This is a genomic window from Marinobacter shengliensis (assembly GCF_003007715.1).
Classification (GTDB): domain Bacteria; phylum Pseudomonadota; class Gammaproteobacteria; order Pseudomonadales; family Oleiphilaceae; genus Marinobacter; species Marinobacter shengliensis.
Genome location: NZ_PXNO01000020.1, coordinates 96380 through 111029, shown reverse-complemented (window position 1 = coordinate 111029; position 14650 = coordinate 96380). Strand labels below are relative to the sequence as shown.

The window sequence follows — 14650 nt, the reverse complement described above, 5'->3', positions numbered from 1 at the left end:
AGAGACGTCCCTGTAACACGTCTCATAGAAAACGACGACAGTCGATTTAACACCACAGACATCCACAGAAGGCCACAGATGAAAATCAAAGACTTTGAAAGAATGGACATCCGAACCGGAGAAATCGGCAAAGGGGATCTGTTCATCGGCCCGGAAGGTCAGCAGGTCAACCTGCAGAACGTTAACGTACTCTGGACCGGCGTAGACACCGTCAGGCAACTGTTTGAGGGAAGACTCAAACCCGAACCCCTGGCCCAGATCGTCGAGGCCTACAACGAAAGCTACGACGCCACCATCACCGTCAAAGACATAGAGTTCAAAGTCCAGTCCGGCAGACGCGGTGGTTTCAAATACATCCTTCAAAACCGGGAATACGGCCTGACCATCCTTCTGCAGAACTTCTACGCCGAACCCGACAACCCCGGCACCCACGTTAAAATTGAAACCTCCCCCAGATGGCTCTATGAACGCTCCAGCCAGCAGATACACGACGAGTTGGCAGAGTGGGGCATGTTCTTCCTGACCGGCATCAAACCCGTTGGCATCGCCTTACATCTGGCTGTCGACTTCCAGGGCTGGGAGCCGCCCCAGGACTTTGCCAGCCACTTCGTTACCCGTGCCAAAACCATCAGCGTCCACAACGGCCTCAGTGACCTGGTGTTCAAAGGCCTGGACGGTGCCACCATCAACGGACGCGGTGAAACCTACACCTTTGGTAAAGCCAACAGCCTCCAGGTGTGCCTCTACGACAAGTCGAAAGAAATCGACGTCTCCGACAAACGCGCCTTCATGGAAAGCATCTGGGAATGCGCCGTGAACGAAGACACCTTCCCGGACACCTGTTACGACCCAGATAAACCCGTCTGGCGCCTGGAAATCCGCTTCCATCACCGGATCGTCAACGAGGTCTCTCAGGGCACACCGAACATGAAGCCCATCTACACCTACATGGACGCGGTTCCGCACCTGACGGGCCTTTGGCAATACGCCCTGAAAGCCAACCGCTATGAGGTCAAACGCGAATGGTGTCACCCCATCTGGACCAAACTGCGTGACGACATCGGCTTCGGCTACAGCGCCCCTGATCTGATGTACAAACGCGCAAAAAAGGAACCCGGTTGCGGCAACGAAAAGAACGTCTCCCTGGCCTTTGGCAATCTCCTGAGCATTTATGCGCGCAACCGATTTAACGCCAGACAGGCCTGGGATTGCCTCAAAAAGTCCGGACTCTGGGAGGACTTGTGTAATTACTACCGACGACGAGAAATCTACGAAAACGAACTCTTCCAGCTCGTCCAGGACGGACTCACGAAACGGCGACTACTGACTAAGGTGGCCGCATGATCAAAAAGCTACCATCGGGACGATGGCAAGTAGATATCCAACCAGGCGGAAGAGGCCAGAAGCGTGTCCGGAAATCCTTTGAGTCCAAAGCAGAAGCTCAAAGGTTTGAGCGTTGGGCATTAGGTCAATATGATGCAGGAACGTTAGTGCCCCACCTCAAGAAAGACCGCAGAACTCTGCTTGAGCTCATGAAAGCCTGGTATCTCGCCCACGGTAAATACCTCCGTGACGGTGAACGGCGTTATCGTCACTTGAAACGAATGACAGAAGCTTTCGGAAACCCTATCGCAGCAAAGCTCACAGCGAACGATTACCTGGTGTATCGAGCCCTTAGAATTGAGAAAGGAATATCCCCGAAAACCAGTAATAACGAACTTGGCTACCTCAATGCAGTCTTCAACGAACTGAACAGAACCGGTGAAATTAGCTATCAAAACCCGTTCCGTAACATCCGGCCGATCAGCATCCAAGAGCGTGAAATGGGGTACCTGGATCTCGATCAGATAAAAGCAATCTTTGCCGAACTCAGGGAGAAGACAACAAATCCCCATGCCCTGCTCGTCGCGCGTATATCTTTGGAAACTGGCGCCAGGTGGTCAGAAGCGGAAAGCCTCACCCTGGACAGAGTGAGACCTTATCGGGTCATCTACGATCAGACTAAATCCGGGAAAAAGCGCTCGATACCAATTTCTAAAGATCTCTACAAAACGACCAAGCGACACCTTGAAGAATGGGGTGCTTTCGGAACATCCACCATTTCAGCGTTCCGGCGTGCTGTCGATCGCTCTGGCGTTAAGCTGCCGCAGGGACAATGTGCCCATATTCTCCGGCATACGTTTGCTAGCCACTTCATGATGAATGGAGGTGACATCCTTACCCTGCAAAAGATTCTTGGTCATGCATCCATTTCTATGACAATGAAGTATGCGCACTTATCCCCCGCTCATCTTGAATGTGCCGTATCCCTGAATCCCGTAGCCGCCCATGATATTTTAATCTAAGTAATTGTAAAACTGAGTGAAATCGATGGGACATGTAGCCTGTATATCGATACTATTCGACCTGGTTGGTCCAGAAGGATCTGTCAATAAATCAATTTGGAAGCATGTATGTTTAAACCGATTCTTTTCGTTTTGGTTGTATCTCTTTTGGCCGGTTGCGCTTCAACCAGAAAGTGGGAAAGCTCTTACGAGGAATACAAAAACTCTGTTGAGATGCCTGAAATAGAGGTCCGCATGACGACAGATCATTTCCCGGGCATTGTTCGCACCACATGGCAGCATAATATTCAAGTTTTCGTTGACAATAGCTTGGCCCTTCAAACTCCTATTCATGAAGACTATTCCGGCTCGTTATTGTTTTTCTACGAGCAAGATCGGTTTGAGATGGAGTGCGTGAAGCCGAACTTTTACTCATTCTCAGAGTGCGAAGTTCAAGTAAACGGTCGACGTGCGGGCAAGGTTTCATTTGGCAATTAAAACGCGTTGACGCTTCGTTGACACATTGCGTCAAATACAGTGAGCTATAAACGAAAAAAGCCCCTAAAATCAGGGGCTTTTCTCTTGGAAGTTGGTGGAGACGGCGGGAATTGAACCCGCGTCCGCCAGCACTAGGCCTTGAGATCTACATGTTTAGTGTCCTTCTATTAATTTAACCTCTTGCGACCCGAAGGCCAGGGTGCGAGAGGCGAGCTCTTTAAATCTTAGCCTTTAGCCAGTGAGCTCTGGATAAAGGAGCATCCCGTAAGCGATGACGTCCTGAGATGTTGCTTCCGGGCTACGGGCGACCCGGTCAGGACGACTAGCAGCTTACGCTGCTAGTGCGTAGTTTTCGTCGTTTGCGACTATTGCGTTGCAGCTTTGGATTAACGAGATTGGCTGCCATCTCGACATGCACCCAAGGGTTCGCCACCAGCGTCGAAGCCATGTCGTCCCCTTATGATCAGTATATGTGTCCGGTTTGCCGGACTTCAAGGCTTGTTTGTCACTATTTGTACTTATCCTGTTCACGAGGCCTGTGCAATGTGCAGGCCATGGGCGTGAGACATGGCCGCGTCGTACAGGTGCTGGAAGCTGTCCCGGAAGTAATTCATCACTGCTTGCGGGTCGGCCTGGATGCCCTTGTCGACGGTGATGCCGAACTGCACGGTGTCGGCGTAACTGAATATGCTCATGCCAATGCCGATGTTGCCGCTCTGGGGCACCCAGAACATGGGTTGCACCAGTTTGCTGCCGGCCAGGTAAACCGGATGCCTCGGGCCGGGCACGTTGGTCAGTACTGCAGAGGCCTTATTGCTGAGTAGGTCCAGGGCCCGGCGCTCAAGAATATCCGGGCCCCGGCCAAACAGGTCCAACAGGCTGTAGGTTACCTGGGCCTGGTAGGACTGTTTGAGCCGGTTCATATTTTCCTGCACCTGGCGGAAACACATTAGTGGGTCATGCACTTCCACAGGCAGGCATACCAGAACCAGGCCAAACTGATTGCCCAATGATTCTATGGGTTGGTCCAGGGGCCGAAGGTTGAACGGCACCGCAACGCGAATACCGCAATCGGGTATGGTTTGCTTGTGTTCGGTAAAGTGCCGGCTCAGGGCGCCGGTGGCGGCGCACAGCAATACGTCGTTGACCGTTCCACCCAGGGTCCTGGCGCAGTGTTTTACGTCATCCAGGGCCAGGGGCTCCGCCCAGGCCACTTTCTTGCGGCCTACCAACTGGCTTTTCAGGCTGGTTTTCGGCTCAAACGGGGCCAGCCCGAGTTTCGCCAGGTCCATGGCGATGCCGCCGGCGGTCCGCGCCAGTTTCAGGGGGTAATTGGGCTCTTGCCGAACGGAATCCAGGAACAGTTGCGCCTGTTGCCAGCCAGCCTGGCTGCTGTCCACCAAGCGGTGCAAAAACCGGGTGGCAGCGTTGCCCTGGGGTTTGGGAATGGTGACTTTCTTGGCGATGCGCTCCAGTTTGGGTTCTGGTGTCCGGTCGGTGAGCGATAGCAGAACCCGAACCAGTGAAATGCCATCGGCAATGCAGTGGTGAATGCGGATCAGCAGGGCGCAGCCGCCGTTGAAGTTATCGATGTAGTGGATTTGCCAGAGTGGCCGGCGAAAGTCGAGCGCCGTGCTGTTGAAGTCGCTGGCCAGTTCCTGCAACTCTTTCTTGCTGGCTTGTCCTGGCAGTGCAATGCGGTGCAGGTGGTTGTCGAGATCAAAGTTGGGATCGTCTTCCCAGTAGCATTTGTCGCCCTTCTCAACCACCCGTTGGCGAAAGCGCCTGAATCTCAGAAATCGTTCTTCGAGTGTGCGTTTTAGCCGTTTGATCGGAATTGGTTGCTCGAACATCAGCACCGCGGAGATCATCATGGGGTTCTCCGGGGTGTCCATACGCAGCCAGGATCGGTCGACTGACGTCATTGCCGTCCGTTCAGATGACATAAGCCCTCCCTTTGCTGTTTGCCAACTAACAGGGGCTCCAGGTACTGCCTGTGGGGTCGGAGCGGGTGTGAACACCTGAGTATAGGAGGGATTCCGAGGCCGGGAAAGAGGCGGTAAAAGCGACAGTGCGAGCGAGGCTCAGGTGTTGGCCTCGCGCATGATTCTCTGTTTCTGGCGGTTCCAGTCACGCTCTTTTTCGGTGGCACGCTTGTCGAACAGCTTCTTGCCTTTCACCAGGGCAATTTCGCATTTCACTTTATTGCCTTTCCAGTACAGGGCGAGCGGTATGCAGGTATGCCCGGCCTGATTGACCTGGCCGATAATCTTGGCAATCTCCTTCGCGTGCAGCAGCAGTTTGCGGGTACGGGTGGGGTCGGCGATCACATGGGTGGAGGCGGTGTTGAGCGGCGTGATATGCGCGCCCAACAGCCAGGCTTCACCATTTTTCAGAAGTACGTAGGCGTCTACCAGCTGAGCCTTGCCGGCCCGCAGCGACTTCACTTCCCAGCCCAGCAGGGCAAGGCCGGCCTCAAAGCGTTCTTCAATATGATATTCGTGCTTTGCCTTCTTGTTCAGGGCAATGGTGTTGCTGGTTGGTCCGTTTGCTTTCTTCTTGCTCATGAATCCTGTCCGGGATCGGAAGAATGTGTGTGCCGGCCGGGTGACTGTTGGCCGGTAAATCGGGCATTGTAGCCCAGGACTGCCAGACGGGTCACGATTTCACCGCCGGGCTTGTAGATCCTGTCGTTCCGGGATGCCGCCTTCGGCTACAATGGGGCGCATTTGACTGTCAGGGATCGCCATGGCGAGCAAGTATCACACGTCCATCGGGTCATTTACCCGAAAATCCACGTTTTTCTGGGCCTCGGTGGGCGCAACCGTGGGCCTGGCCAATCTGTGGCAGTTTCCATACCTGGCCAGTATGCACGGTGGCGGGTTGTTCATTTTCCTGTATCTCGCCTGCCTGCTCCTGGTAACCCTGCCTCTGATGGTGACCGAGGCGGTTCTTGGGCGGCACTCACGCCATGGCATCGTGCTGGCGATGGACGGCATGGTGAAAGACGCAGGCTGTTCACCGCTGTGGCGCCTGGCGGGCCCGTTGAGTGTGCTTGCCGCGTTCCTGGTGTTGTCATTCACTGCGGTGTTCGGTGGCATCGTGCTGGCCTATGTCTTCTTTGGAGCGACAGACAGTTTCAGGGCAGCGACGCCCGAGGCGGCGACCGGTATCCTGACGGATCTGGTGTCCAGGCCGGGTGGGCATCGGGAGTTTATGGCCTGGCACGCGTTCTTCATGGTTCTCGTGGTGTGGGTATCTGCCCAGGGCGTTGTGAAGGGGTTGGAGCGATCGCTGCGATTTCTGGTGCCCGCAGCGTTGCTGCTGATGCTGGGGTTATTTGCCTTGTCGGCCAGTCATGGGCGGCTGGATTCGGGTATTGAACACATCCTGGCGCTGCGGCCAGACGACGTTGGTTTCAATAGCGTCAAGGCGGCCTTTTTTCACGCTTTCTATACCCTTGGCCTTGGGATGGGGGTGTGGGCGATCTTCGGCGCTTACAGCACGTCACATACCCGGTTGAAGCGGTCATTGCTGGCGGTGGTGTTGATGGACACTCTGGTGGCCATCCTGGCGGGGCTGATGATGTTCTCGGTGGCGCTGGATGGTGCCAGTCTTGATGGTGAGCGAGGCTTCGGGCTGTTGTTTGTCTCCCTGCCGGTCACGCTGGCCCAGTTGCCCCACAGTCAGTTGATCATTGCGGCGGTGTTCCTGCTGGTGCTCATGATCGTGTGGGCGACCGCCATATCGCTGTTGGAGCCTGTGGTGGGCTGGTTTCGTGAGTGGACTGGCGCACCCAGAGGGTGGTCTGCGGTTATTGCCGGTGTTGCCGTGTGGGCTGCCGGCCTGGGTTCGCTATTCTCCTTCAATCTCTGGGCGGACTACCGGTTTGCTGGTGCCACCCTGTTTCGATGGCTGGAGCTGACGACGGGCGGCATCCTGATTCCGCTGGTGGCCTTGCTGATTGCCACCTTTGCCGGTTGGTGCCTGACCCGGCGCTATGCCGCAAGGATTCTTGGTAACACCCCGGTGGCTATTCGCAAGATCTGGTATTGGGTCATGCGCCTTGTTCTGCCGGTTCTGGTGGCCTGGATTGGCATACAATACACAGTATTCTCGTTGTCAAACCTGTGTGATAACGGCAGCGCCGCCATTTGGTGCGCACAAGATGGCGCGCCGGAACAACCGATGCCTGCGACGGCAAACGATGACGGTGACGGTTTGCCTGCAAGCCCGCAAAGTGAGGGCCCGGGGCCAGAAGGTAACGCGTCTGGTCAGGGCGCAGAAAGCCAGCCGGCGGAAAACGCCCCCAACGGGGACGATATCCTTTATCATAGTGTGTAGTTGGCCTTCGCGGGCCAGTCGGCTCTTTTGTTGTAAAAACGCAGGAATCCCGGTTTTCATGGCGCATCAGATTGATAAGACGGCATTGGTCATGCACTCCGCAGAGCGCATGTTCCATCTGGTCAATGATATTGCACGGTATCCCGAGTTTCTGCCCTGGTGCGCCGGGGCAGAGGTGCACGAACAGACGGATGCAGAGATCATGGCGTCACTGGAGATTGCCAAGGGCGGTGTGCGCCATCGCCTGACCACGCGTAATCAGCTGTTGATGCCCGAGGCGATCGAGATGAGCCTGGTGGATGGACCGCTGAAAAATCTGCGGGGGCGGTGGCACTTCAAGGCGCTCAACGAGCAGGCCTGTAAGGTGATCCTGACCCTGGAGTTTGAGTTTTCGGGCTCACTGTCCCGAATGACTTTTGGTCCGGTGTTCAATCAGGCTGCCAATACCATGGTGGATGCGTTTTGCCGTCGGGCAGACCAGATTTATCAGGGAGGGACGGTTTGATGCAGGTAGAGGTAGCGTATGCCCGGCCAGACAAGCAGCAAATTGTGGCGATTGAAGTGCCTGAGGGAACCACGGCCATCGAGGCCGTGAAACTGTCTGGAATAACGGATATTTTCCCGGAAATCGATCCGGACGCAACGGATATGGGCGTGTTTGGCAAAGTCATTAAAGACCCCGCGGGCCATGAGCTGCGCGAGGGAGACCGGGTTGAACTATACCGACCGCTAAAGATAGATCCCAAGCAGGCCCGGCTGAACCGGGCCAAAAAGAAAGCCTGAACAATCAGTAAGCGGGCGTTTCTTCCAGCAGTCGTGCGTCGTAATGGCTGAACTCGTCGCCTTCGTAATAGACGATTATGCGCTGCTCCTGGATATCCCCACCCCGGCGCTGGAAGGTGTACACATAGTACTCGCGCGAGGGGTCCACCGGATTGAGCATCAGCGGCGACCCGAGAACCGCATGAACCTGACTGCGGGCCATGCCTTGCGAGAGGCTCTTGAGGTCGTCTTCGGTCACGATATTCCCCTGTTGCACGTTGATTTTGTAAACGCCAGGGAATGCGCAACCGGACAAGGATAAAATGCTAATAAGAACGATAGCGGTGAGCTTTTGCATCGCCGGGGGAAATCCTCTATCTTGAAATCGCCTGCATCAAGCAGGTGTGAAACGGGTAGTCCGTTGAACGGCGGCTTCATCATACCGGAAGCCGTAAGGCACACCAAAGAGTGAATAGTAACATGTCATCTGAAAACGCCGAATTACGAAAGGTCGGTTTGAAGGTTACTCTCCCGAGAGTCAAAATCTTCAATATTCTGGAGAACGCCGAAGAGCACCATCTGAGTGCTGAGGATGTTTACAAGAAGCTGCTGGATCAGGGAGATGACGTGGGGCTGGCAACCGTCTACCGGGTGCTGACTCAGTTCGAGGCCGCGGGCCTGGTGTTGCGCCATAACTTTGAGGGTGGCCACGCCGTCTTCGAAATGGCGGGCGATGATCACCATGACCACATGGTATGCACGCAAACCGGAGAAGTGATCGAGTTTGTGGATGAGATCATCGAAGAGCGCCAGCAGAAGATCGCCAGGGAGCACGGCTATGAGATTGTTGATCACAGCCTGATCCTCTACGTTAAGCCTTTGGGCTCTTCCAAGAAATAAGTCAAAAAAAAGGGGCCAGCAAGCGCCGGCCCCAACAGCTCTCCGAATCGAGAGGGGGATTCAGTGATGGGTCGCCTGACCCTTAACGAACATCTCCCTGGCGTGGGCAATGGTGTGCTCTGTCATGTCTACGCCGCCCAGCATTCTTGCCACTTCGCTGATTCTTCCCTGGTCATCCAGCGTTTCAATGCGTGAATACGTTGCGTCCTGTTCGGTGAATTTGCTGACGAACAGGTGCTGGTGGCACTGAGCTGCCACCTGGGGCAAATGAGTGACACACAGTACCTGACCGTTGCTGCCCAGAGACCGGAGCAAACGCCCAACTACCTCGGCTGTGCCGCCACCAATACCCACGTCCACTTCGTCAAACACGAGGGTGGGGGTAGTGGAGGTCTGGGCGACCACTACCTGAATGGCGAGGCTGATCCGAGACAGTTCGCCCCCGGAGGCAACCTTGGCCAGTGGGCGTGCGGGTTGTCCCGGGTTGGCGCTGACCAGGAACTCGACATCTTCCATACCGTGGGGGGCTGGTTCGTCATTGCTGTTGCGGCCCAGTTTGGTAACAAACTGGACGGCCGGCATGCTCAGCTGTGCAAGCTCCTGAGCAATTCGCTGATCCAGTTCCGCCGCTGCCTGCTCCCGCTTGGCCGTTAATTGCCCGGCCAGTTCATCAAACCGTTTGCGCAGGGATTGCTGCTCTGCCTCAAGCTGCTCGAGGCTGCCTTCGCCGCCATCCAGTTCTGCAAGTTCGTTCGACAGGCGTTGGTGCAGTTCCGGCAATTCCTCCGGTGTGATGCGGTGCTTTCGAGCCATCTGATAAATGGCGCTCAGGCGTTCCTCGACCTCGGCCAGCCGTGCGGGGTCTGCTTCGTAGTCTTCAACAAAGTGCCGCAGGTTGTCCCCGGCTTCTGAAATCTGGATCTGTGCTTCGGTCAGCATCTGTATGGTGTCAGCCAGTGCCGGCACATCCACTGGGAGTTGCTCCAGTTGCTGAAGTGCCTGACGCACCAGGTCGGCGGCACTGGTTTCGTCCTCAGTGCACAGCAGGGCAGCCTGATGGCTGCTATGCAGTACCGTGTCGGCCTGGCTCAGCTGCGCTTGTTCCTGTTCAAGCGCTTCCTGTTCGCCATCGCCCAGGGCGAGCCGGTCCAGCTCCTCCACCTGGTACCGGAGCAGTTGCAGTTTTGCCTCCGCCTCGTCGGCGTTCTGGCGCCGCTGTTCCAGTTTCTGGCTGGTTCTATGCCAGGCTTTCCAGGCATCCCGGGTTTGCTCTGCCAGGTCTTCGGCGCCGGAGAATTCGTCCAGCAGTTTCCGATGAGTGTCTTTTTGCAGCAGTGACTGATGTTGGTGCTGGCTGTGAATGTCCATCAGCAGGCCGCCAAGGTCCTTGAGCTGGGAGAGTGGGCAGGGCTGGCCATTAATAAACGCTTTTGAACGACCATCCTTGCTGATGGTCCGGCGTAGGATGCAGTCGTCTTTGTCATCCAGTTCGTGTTCTTCCAGCCATTGCCGGGCAATCGGAATACGTGAGATGTCGAAGCTGGCGGTGATATCCGCTCGTTTTGCGCCGTGGCGTACGGCACCGGCATCTGCTCGGCCGCCCATGGCCAGGCTGAGGGCATCCAGAACAATGGATTTGCCGGCGCCGGTTTCACCGGTCAGGGCCGTCATGCCTTTGCTGAAATGCAGGTCGACCCGTTCGGCGATGGCGTAGTTGGAGACCATAAGTTGTGTGAGCATGCCGATAACCTCCGCTCAGGATTGGAGACTCTCTGAAAATTGTCTGGATACTGTTGATCTATACAGTTGCTGTGAATATATACAGGCTTTTTCCTGTTTGCAAACAATCGAATCGTGAAAATCTGAAAGAATGCATCGTTTGAGGTTGAAACCTGAGGGGTGGGCCCCATATCCGTTCGCAAAGTCGTATTTTCCTGCCTGTGCAAGGCGGGGCTCATTTAGCCGCAGGCCCTCGGGCCCAGGGAAAGTCATCAGGAGTTGTCATGAGTGCTGACGATAAGCGCAACGAACAAGTAGACGAGCTGAACGAGGCAGTAAACGCCACAGAAGAGCAGGGCGAAGCAGAAACCGCCGGTGCTGAAGAAGGTTCCGAACTGGAATTGCTGAAGGCGCAGTTGCAGGAATACCAGGACCAGGCGCTGAGGGCCCAGGCTGAGATGCAGAATGTGCGTCGTCGAGCCGAAATTGATGTGGAAAAGGCCCACAAGTTCGCTCTGGAAAAGTTTGTGAAAGAGCTTCTTCCGGTGGCGGACAGCCTTGAAAAGGCAGTGGAAAGCACTGAAGGACATGAAAACGCCGGTGAGCTGGTTGGCTCCATTCGCGAAGGCGTGGAAATGACTTTGGGCCTGTTCATGAACGGCCTCAAGAAATTCAACGTTGAACAGGTGAACCCGGTGGGTGAACCGTTCGATCCGCAACAGCACGAGGCGATGTCTATGGTGCCCGCGCCAGATGCCGAGCCGAACAGCGTGGTTGCCGTGGTGCAGAAGGGCTACCTGCTGAACGGTCGCGTGGTTCGTCCCGCCATGGTGGTTGTGGCTAAGGCCGAAGATGCACCAAAAATCGACGAGCAGGCTTGAAAAGCCGATTAAAGCGCCAATATAGCGATTAAACAGCGACAGTCAGGGCAAACCTCCCTGGGACAGCATTCAGAAAGATTTGGAGTGATTCGATGAGCAAGATTATTGGTATCGACCTGGGAACCACCAACTCCTGTGTGGCCATCATGGATGGCGACAAGGTAAAGGTTATTGAAAACGCTGAGGGTGATCGTACTACTCCCTCCATTATCGCGTACACTGACGATAACGAGACCCTGGTTGGTCAGTCCGCCAAGCGCCAGGCGGTTACCAACCCCCATAACACCCTGTACGCCATCAAGCGTCTGATCGGTCGTCGTTTTGAGGACGACGTGGTTCAGAAAGACATCAAGATGGTGCCTTACAAGATCACCAAGGCCGATAACGGCGACGCCTGGGTTGAAGTGAAGGGCCAGAAGATGGCGCCACCCCAGATCTCTGCAGAAGTTCTGAAGAAAATGAAGAAGACTGCAGAAGACTACCTGGGCGAGAAGGTAACGGAAGCAGTGATTACCGTGCCGGCTTACTTCAATGACAGTCAGCGCCAGGCCACCAAAGACGCGGGCAAGATCGCCGGTCTGGAAGTGAAGCGGATCATCAACGAGCCGACCGCGGCTGCCCTGGCTTATGGCCTGGACAAGAAGAGCGGTGACCGCACAGTTGCTGTATACGATCTGGGTGGTGGTACTTTCGACCTCTCCATTATTGAAATTGCCGATGTCGACGGTGAGCATCAGTTCGAGGTTCTGGCCACCAACGGTGACACCTTCCTGGGTGGTGAAGACTTCGACCTGAAAGTCATTGAGTACCTGGCAGACCAGTTCAAGAAAGACAGTGGCATCGACCTGCGCGGCGATTCCCTGGCCATGCAGCGCCTGAAGGAAGCCGGTGAGAAAGCGAAGATCGAGCTGTCCAGCAGCCAGCAGACAGACGTGAACCTGCCGTACATCACTGCAGACGCGTCTGGGCCCAAGCACATGAACGTGAAGCTGACCCGCGCCAAGCTGGAAAGCCTGGTGGAAGATTTGGTTCAGCGCAGCCTGGAGCCCTGTAAAGTCGCCCTGCAGGACGCCGGCATGAAGGCGTCTGAAATCGACGAAGTTATCCTGGTGGGTGGTCAAACCCGTATGCCGCTGGTGCAGGAAAAGGTAAAAGAGTTCTTCGGCAAAGAAGCCCGTAAAGACGTGAACCCGGACGAAGCCGTTGCCATGGGTGCTGCCATCCAGGCGGCTGTTCTTTCCGGTGACGTAAAAGACGTGCTGCTGCTGGACGTAACCCCGCTGACTCTGGGCATTGAAACCATGGGTGGCGTGGCAACGCCGCTGATCGACAAGAACACCACCATCCCGACCAAGAAGTCGCAGACGTTCTCAACAGCGGATGACAACCAGACGGCCGTAACCATTCACGTGGTTCAAGGTGAGCGTAAGCAGGCTTCCCAGAACAAGTCGCTGGGCCGCTTTGACCTGGCGGATATTCCGCCGGCGCCGCGCGGTGTGCCGCAGATCGAAGTCACCTTCGATATCGATGCCAACGGTATCCTGAACGTGTCTGCCAAAGACAAGGCCACCGGTAAAGAACAGTCCATCGTTATCAAGGCCTCGTCTGGTCTGAACGACGACGAGATCGAGAAGATGGTTCGCGATGCCGAGGCCAACGCCGAGGAAGATCGCAAGTTCGAAGAGCTGGTTCAGGTCCGCAACCAGGGTGATGCCATGGTTCACGCCGTGCGCAAGACCCTGACCGAAGCCGGCGACAAGGTTTCTGACAGTGAAAAGGAGTCTATCGAGGCGGCCATCAAGGATCTGGAAGAAGCCTTGACCGGCTCTGACAAGGAAGCCATCGAAGCCAAGACTCAGAAACTGACCGAAGTGTCTTCCGAGCTGGCACAGAAGATGTACGCGGATCAGGCAGACCAGGCGCAGCAGGCTGGCGGGCAGGAAGGTGCCCAGTCTCAGGCGGCTGACGATGCGGTGGACGCCGAGTTCGAAGAAGTCAAAGACGACGACAAGAAGTAAATCCTAAGTACATCAGGTAGTTGGAAAACGCGGGGGTAACCCCCGCGTTTTCCGCGTTATAGCAACAGGGTTTTAAGCATGGCCAAGCGCGATTATTACGAAGTACTCGGGGTCTCCCGGGACGCGGACGAGAAGGACATAAAGCGGGCTTACCGAAAGCTTGCGATGAAATACCATCCGGACCGTAACCCGGACGACAAAGACGCCGAGAACAAGTTCAAGGAGGCCAGCGAAGCCTACGAAATTCTTGCCGATGGTAGCAAGCGTGCGGCCTACGACCAGTTTGGTCATGCCGGCGTGGATGGCCAGGCCGGCGGTGGCTTTGGCGGCGGTGGTGCCAGCTTCTCCGATATCTTTGGTGATGTATTCGGTGACATCTTCGGTGGCGGTGGCCGGGGCCGCAACACTCGCGGTTCCGACCTGCGCTACACCCTGGAAATCGATCTGGAAGAGGCCGTCAAAGGCAAAACCGTCAAGATCAACATTCCTGGCCACAAAGAGTGTGAAGCCTGCGATGGCAGTGGTGCTGAAAAAGGCTCCCGTCCTGAAACCTGTGGTACCTGCCAGGGTATGGGGCAGGTTCGCATGCAGCAGGGTTTCTTCACCGTGCAGCAGGCATGCCCGACCTGCCGGGGCTCCGGTCAGGTTATCAAGAATCCCTGTAAAGTGTGCCACGGCCAGGGCCGCGTGAGGCAGGAAAAAACCCTGTCTGTGAAAGTGCCACCCGGTGTGGATACCGGCGATCGCATTCGTCTCTCAGGTGAGGGCGAGATGGGCGTTGATGGCGGGCCGCCAGGCGACCTGTATGTGCAGATTGCCGTGCGCGAGCACTCCATCTTTACCCGTGATGGCCGTAATCTATACTGCGAAGTGCCTATCAGCATCGTGGACGCAGCCCTGGGTGGTGAACTGGAAGTGCCGACCCTGGATGGCCGGGTCAAACTCAAGATTCCACCAGAAACCCAGACCGGCAAACTCTTCCGCCTGCGCAACAAGGGAGTGAGTCCCGTTCGCGGTGGCCCTGCCGGCGATTTGCTGTGCCGCGTGATGGTGGAAACACCGGTCAACCTGACCAAGCGCCAGAAAGAGCTGCTGGAAGAGTTCCAGGAAACCCTGAGCGGCAACAACGGCACCCATCATGCTCCGAAGAAAACCTCCTGGTTTGAGGGTGTGAAAAGCTTCTTCGACGAAATGAAATTCTGAG

At 55.9% G+C, this 14650-nt stretch carries 14 protein-coding genes and 1 other RNA gene; 10 read left to right on the top strand and 5 right to left on the bottom strand.

What is annotated here, in order from left to right; all coding sequences use genetic code 11:
• The first annotated feature begins 78 nt into the window (after positions 1 to 78).
• From C7H10_RS06120 to C7H10_RS06110, 3 genes are all read left to right on the top strand, one after another.
• A complete protein-coding gene (locus C7H10_RS06120) occupies positions 79 to 1344 on the top strand; it encodes a hypothetical protein (RefSeq protein ID WP_106694158.1) in 1266 nt (421 codons plus the stop codon).
• On the top strand, positions 1341 to 2345 hold the full coding sequence (locus C7H10_RS06115) for a phage integrase (RefSeq protein ID WP_106694157.1): 1005 nt from the start codon (positions 1341 to 1343) through the stop codon (positions 2343 to 2345). The genes C7H10_RS06120 and C7H10_RS06115 overlap by 4 nt, the downstream gene beginning before the upstream one ends.
• A 108-nt stretch (positions 2346 to 2453) precedes the next feature.
• Positions 2454 to 2822, top strand: coding sequence for a hypothetical protein (locus C7H10_RS06110; protein WP_106694156.1), 369 nt, complete (start codon positions 2454 to 2456; stop codon positions 2820 to 2822).
• Between the two features lie 92 nt (positions 2823 to 2914).
• Here C7H10_RS06110 and ssrA read toward each other — a convergent pair.
• The 3 genes from ssrA to smpB all read right to left on the bottom strand — a co-directional run bounded on the left by ssrA (position 2915) and on the right by smpB (position 5389).
• Positions 2915 to 3279: a transfer-messenger RNA gene (gene ssrA, locus C7H10_RS06105) on the bottom strand.
• Positions 3280 to 3349: 70 nt separating this feature from the next.
• Positions 3350 to 4768, bottom strand: a complete 1419-nt coding sequence (locus C7H10_RS06100; protein WP_106694155.1) for a wax ester/triacylglycerol synthase family O-acyltransferase — start codon at positions 4766 to 4768, stop codon at positions 3350 to 3352.
• 138 nt (positions 4769 to 4906) lie between these two features.
• On the bottom strand, positions 4907 to 5389 hold the full coding sequence (gene smpB / locus C7H10_RS06095) for an SsrA-binding protein SmpB (RefSeq protein ID WP_058092531.1): 483 nt from the start codon (positions 5387 to 5389) through the stop codon (positions 4907 to 4909).
• A 181-nt stretch (positions 5390 to 5570) separates the two neighbouring features.
• Here smpB and C7H10_RS06090 point away from each other — a divergent pair, with 181 nt between their 5' ends.
• The 3 genes from C7H10_RS06090 to C7H10_RS06080 are packed head-to-tail and all read left to right on the top strand — an operon-like array spanning position 5571 to position 7949.
• Positions 5571 to 7166, top strand: a complete 1596-nt coding sequence (locus C7H10_RS06090) for a sodium-dependent transporter (RefSeq protein WP_106694154.1) — start codon at positions 5571 to 5573, stop codon at positions 7164 to 7166.
• Positions 7167 to 7224: 58 nt separating this feature from the next.
• The gene (locus C7H10_RS06085) at positions 7225 to 7671 is read left to right on the top strand and encodes a type II toxin-antitoxin system RatA family toxin (RefSeq protein WP_058092533.1); all 447 of its coding nucleotides are present in this window, start codon (positions 7225 to 7227) and stop codon (positions 7669 to 7671) included.
• Positions 7671 to 7949, top strand: a complete 279-nt coding sequence (locus tag C7H10_RS06080) for an RnfH family protein (protein WP_058092534.1) — start codon at positions 7671 to 7673, stop codon at positions 7947 to 7949. Before C7H10_RS06085 ends, C7H10_RS06080 begins: the two co-directional genes overlap by 1 nt.
• Positions 7950 to 7953: 4 nt before the next feature.
• On the opposite strand, the gene C7H10_RS06075 is transcribed toward C7H10_RS06080, so the two are convergent.
• Positions 7954 to 8286, bottom strand: coding sequence for an outer membrane protein assembly factor BamE (locus C7H10_RS06075; protein ID WP_058092535.1), 333 nt, complete (start codon positions 8284 to 8286; stop codon positions 7954 to 7956).
• Positions 8287 to 8408: 122 nt separating this feature from the next.
• Here C7H10_RS06075 and fur point away from each other — a divergent pair, with 122 nt between their 5' ends.
• Positions 8409 to 8828, top strand: coding sequence for a ferric iron uptake transcriptional regulator (gene fur / locus C7H10_RS06070; RefSeq protein ID WP_106694153.1), 420 nt, complete (start codon positions 8409 to 8411; stop codon positions 8826 to 8828).
• 60 nt (positions 8829 to 8888) lie between these two features.
• Here the strand turns inward: fur and recN are convergent, their stop codons facing one another.
• The gene (gene recN, locus C7H10_RS06065; protein ID WP_106694152.1) at positions 8889 to 10568 is read right to left on the bottom strand and encodes a DNA repair protein RecN; all 1680 of its coding nucleotides are present in this window, start codon (positions 10566 to 10568) and stop codon (positions 8889 to 8891) included.
• Between the two features lie 263 nt (positions 10569 to 10831).
• Between recN and grpE the strand changes: the two genes are divergently transcribed.
• From grpE to dnaJ, 3 genes are all read left to right on the top strand, one after another.
• Complete coding sequence (grpE, locus tag C7H10_RS06060) at positions 10832 to 11428, top strand: nucleotide exchange factor GrpE (RefSeq protein WP_061330645.1); 597 nt, start codon at positions 10832 to 10834, stop codon at positions 11426 to 11428.
• Between the two features lie 92 nt (positions 11429 to 11520).
• Positions 11521 to 13446, top strand: coding sequence for a molecular chaperone DnaK (gene dnaK, locus C7H10_RS06055; RefSeq protein ID WP_061330644.1), 1926 nt, complete (start codon positions 11521 to 11523; stop codon positions 13444 to 13446).
• Positions 13447 to 13524: 78 nt separating this feature from the next.
• Positions 13525 to 14649, top strand: coding sequence for a molecular chaperone DnaJ (gene dnaJ, locus C7H10_RS06050; protein WP_058092540.1), 1125 nt, complete (start codon positions 13525 to 13527; stop codon positions 14647 to 14649).
• Position 14650: the final 1 nt, after the last annotated feature.

Excerpts from the sequence above, each read along its gene's own strand:
- C7H10_RS06085 (WP_058092533.1), top strand. The coding sequence starts at position 7,225 with ATGGCGCATCAGATTGATAAGACGGCATTGGTCATGCACTCCGCAGAG.
- recN (WP_106694152.1), bottom strand. The coding sequence starts at position 10,568 with ATGCTCACACAACTTATGGTCTCCAACTACGCCATCGCCGAACGGGTC.
- dnaJ (WP_058092540.1), top strand. The coding sequence starts at position 13,525 with ATGGCCAAGCGCGATTATTACGAAGTACTCGGGGTCTCCCGGGACGCG.
- C7H10_RS06100 (WP_106694155.1), bottom strand. The coding sequence starts at position 4,768 with ATGTCATCTGAACGGACGGCAATGACGTCAGTCGACCGATCCTGGCTG.
- C7H10_RS06115 (WP_106694157.1), top strand. The coding sequence starts at position 1,341 with ATGATCAAAAAGCTACCATCGGGACGATGGCAAGTAGATATCCAACCA.
- dnaK (WP_061330644.1), top strand. The coding sequence starts at position 11,521 with ATGAGCAAGATTATTGGTATCGACCTGGGAACCACCAACTCCTGTGTG.
- smpB (WP_058092531.1), bottom strand. The coding sequence starts at position 5,389 with ATGAGCAAGAAGAAAGCAAACGGACCAACCAGCAACACCATTGCCCTG.
- C7H10_RS06120 (WP_106694158.1), top strand. The coding sequence starts at position 79 with ATGAAAATCAAAGACTTTGAAAGAATGGACATCCGAACCGGAGAAATC.
- grpE (WP_061330645.1), top strand. The coding sequence starts at position 10,832 with ATGAGTGCTGACGATAAGCGCAACGAACAAGTAGACGAGCTGAACGAG.
- C7H10_RS06075 (WP_058092535.1), bottom strand. The coding sequence starts at position 8,286 with ATGCAAAAGCTCACCGCTATCGTTCTTATTAGCATTTTATCCTTGTCC.
- C7H10_RS06080 (WP_058092534.1), top strand. The coding sequence starts at position 7,671 with ATGCAGGTAGAGGTAGCGTATGCCCGGCCAGACAAGCAGCAAATTGTG.
- fur (WP_106694153.1), top strand. The coding sequence starts at position 8,409 with ATGTCATCTGAAAACGCCGAATTACGAAAGGTCGGTTTGAAGGTTACT.
- C7H10_RS06110 (WP_106694156.1), top strand. The coding sequence starts at position 2,454 with ATGTTTAAACCGATTCTTTTCGTTTTGGTTGTATCTCTTTTGGCCGGT.
- C7H10_RS06090 (WP_106694154.1), top strand. The coding sequence starts at position 5,571 with ATGGCGAGCAAGTATCACACGTCCATCGGGTCATTTACCCGAAAATCC.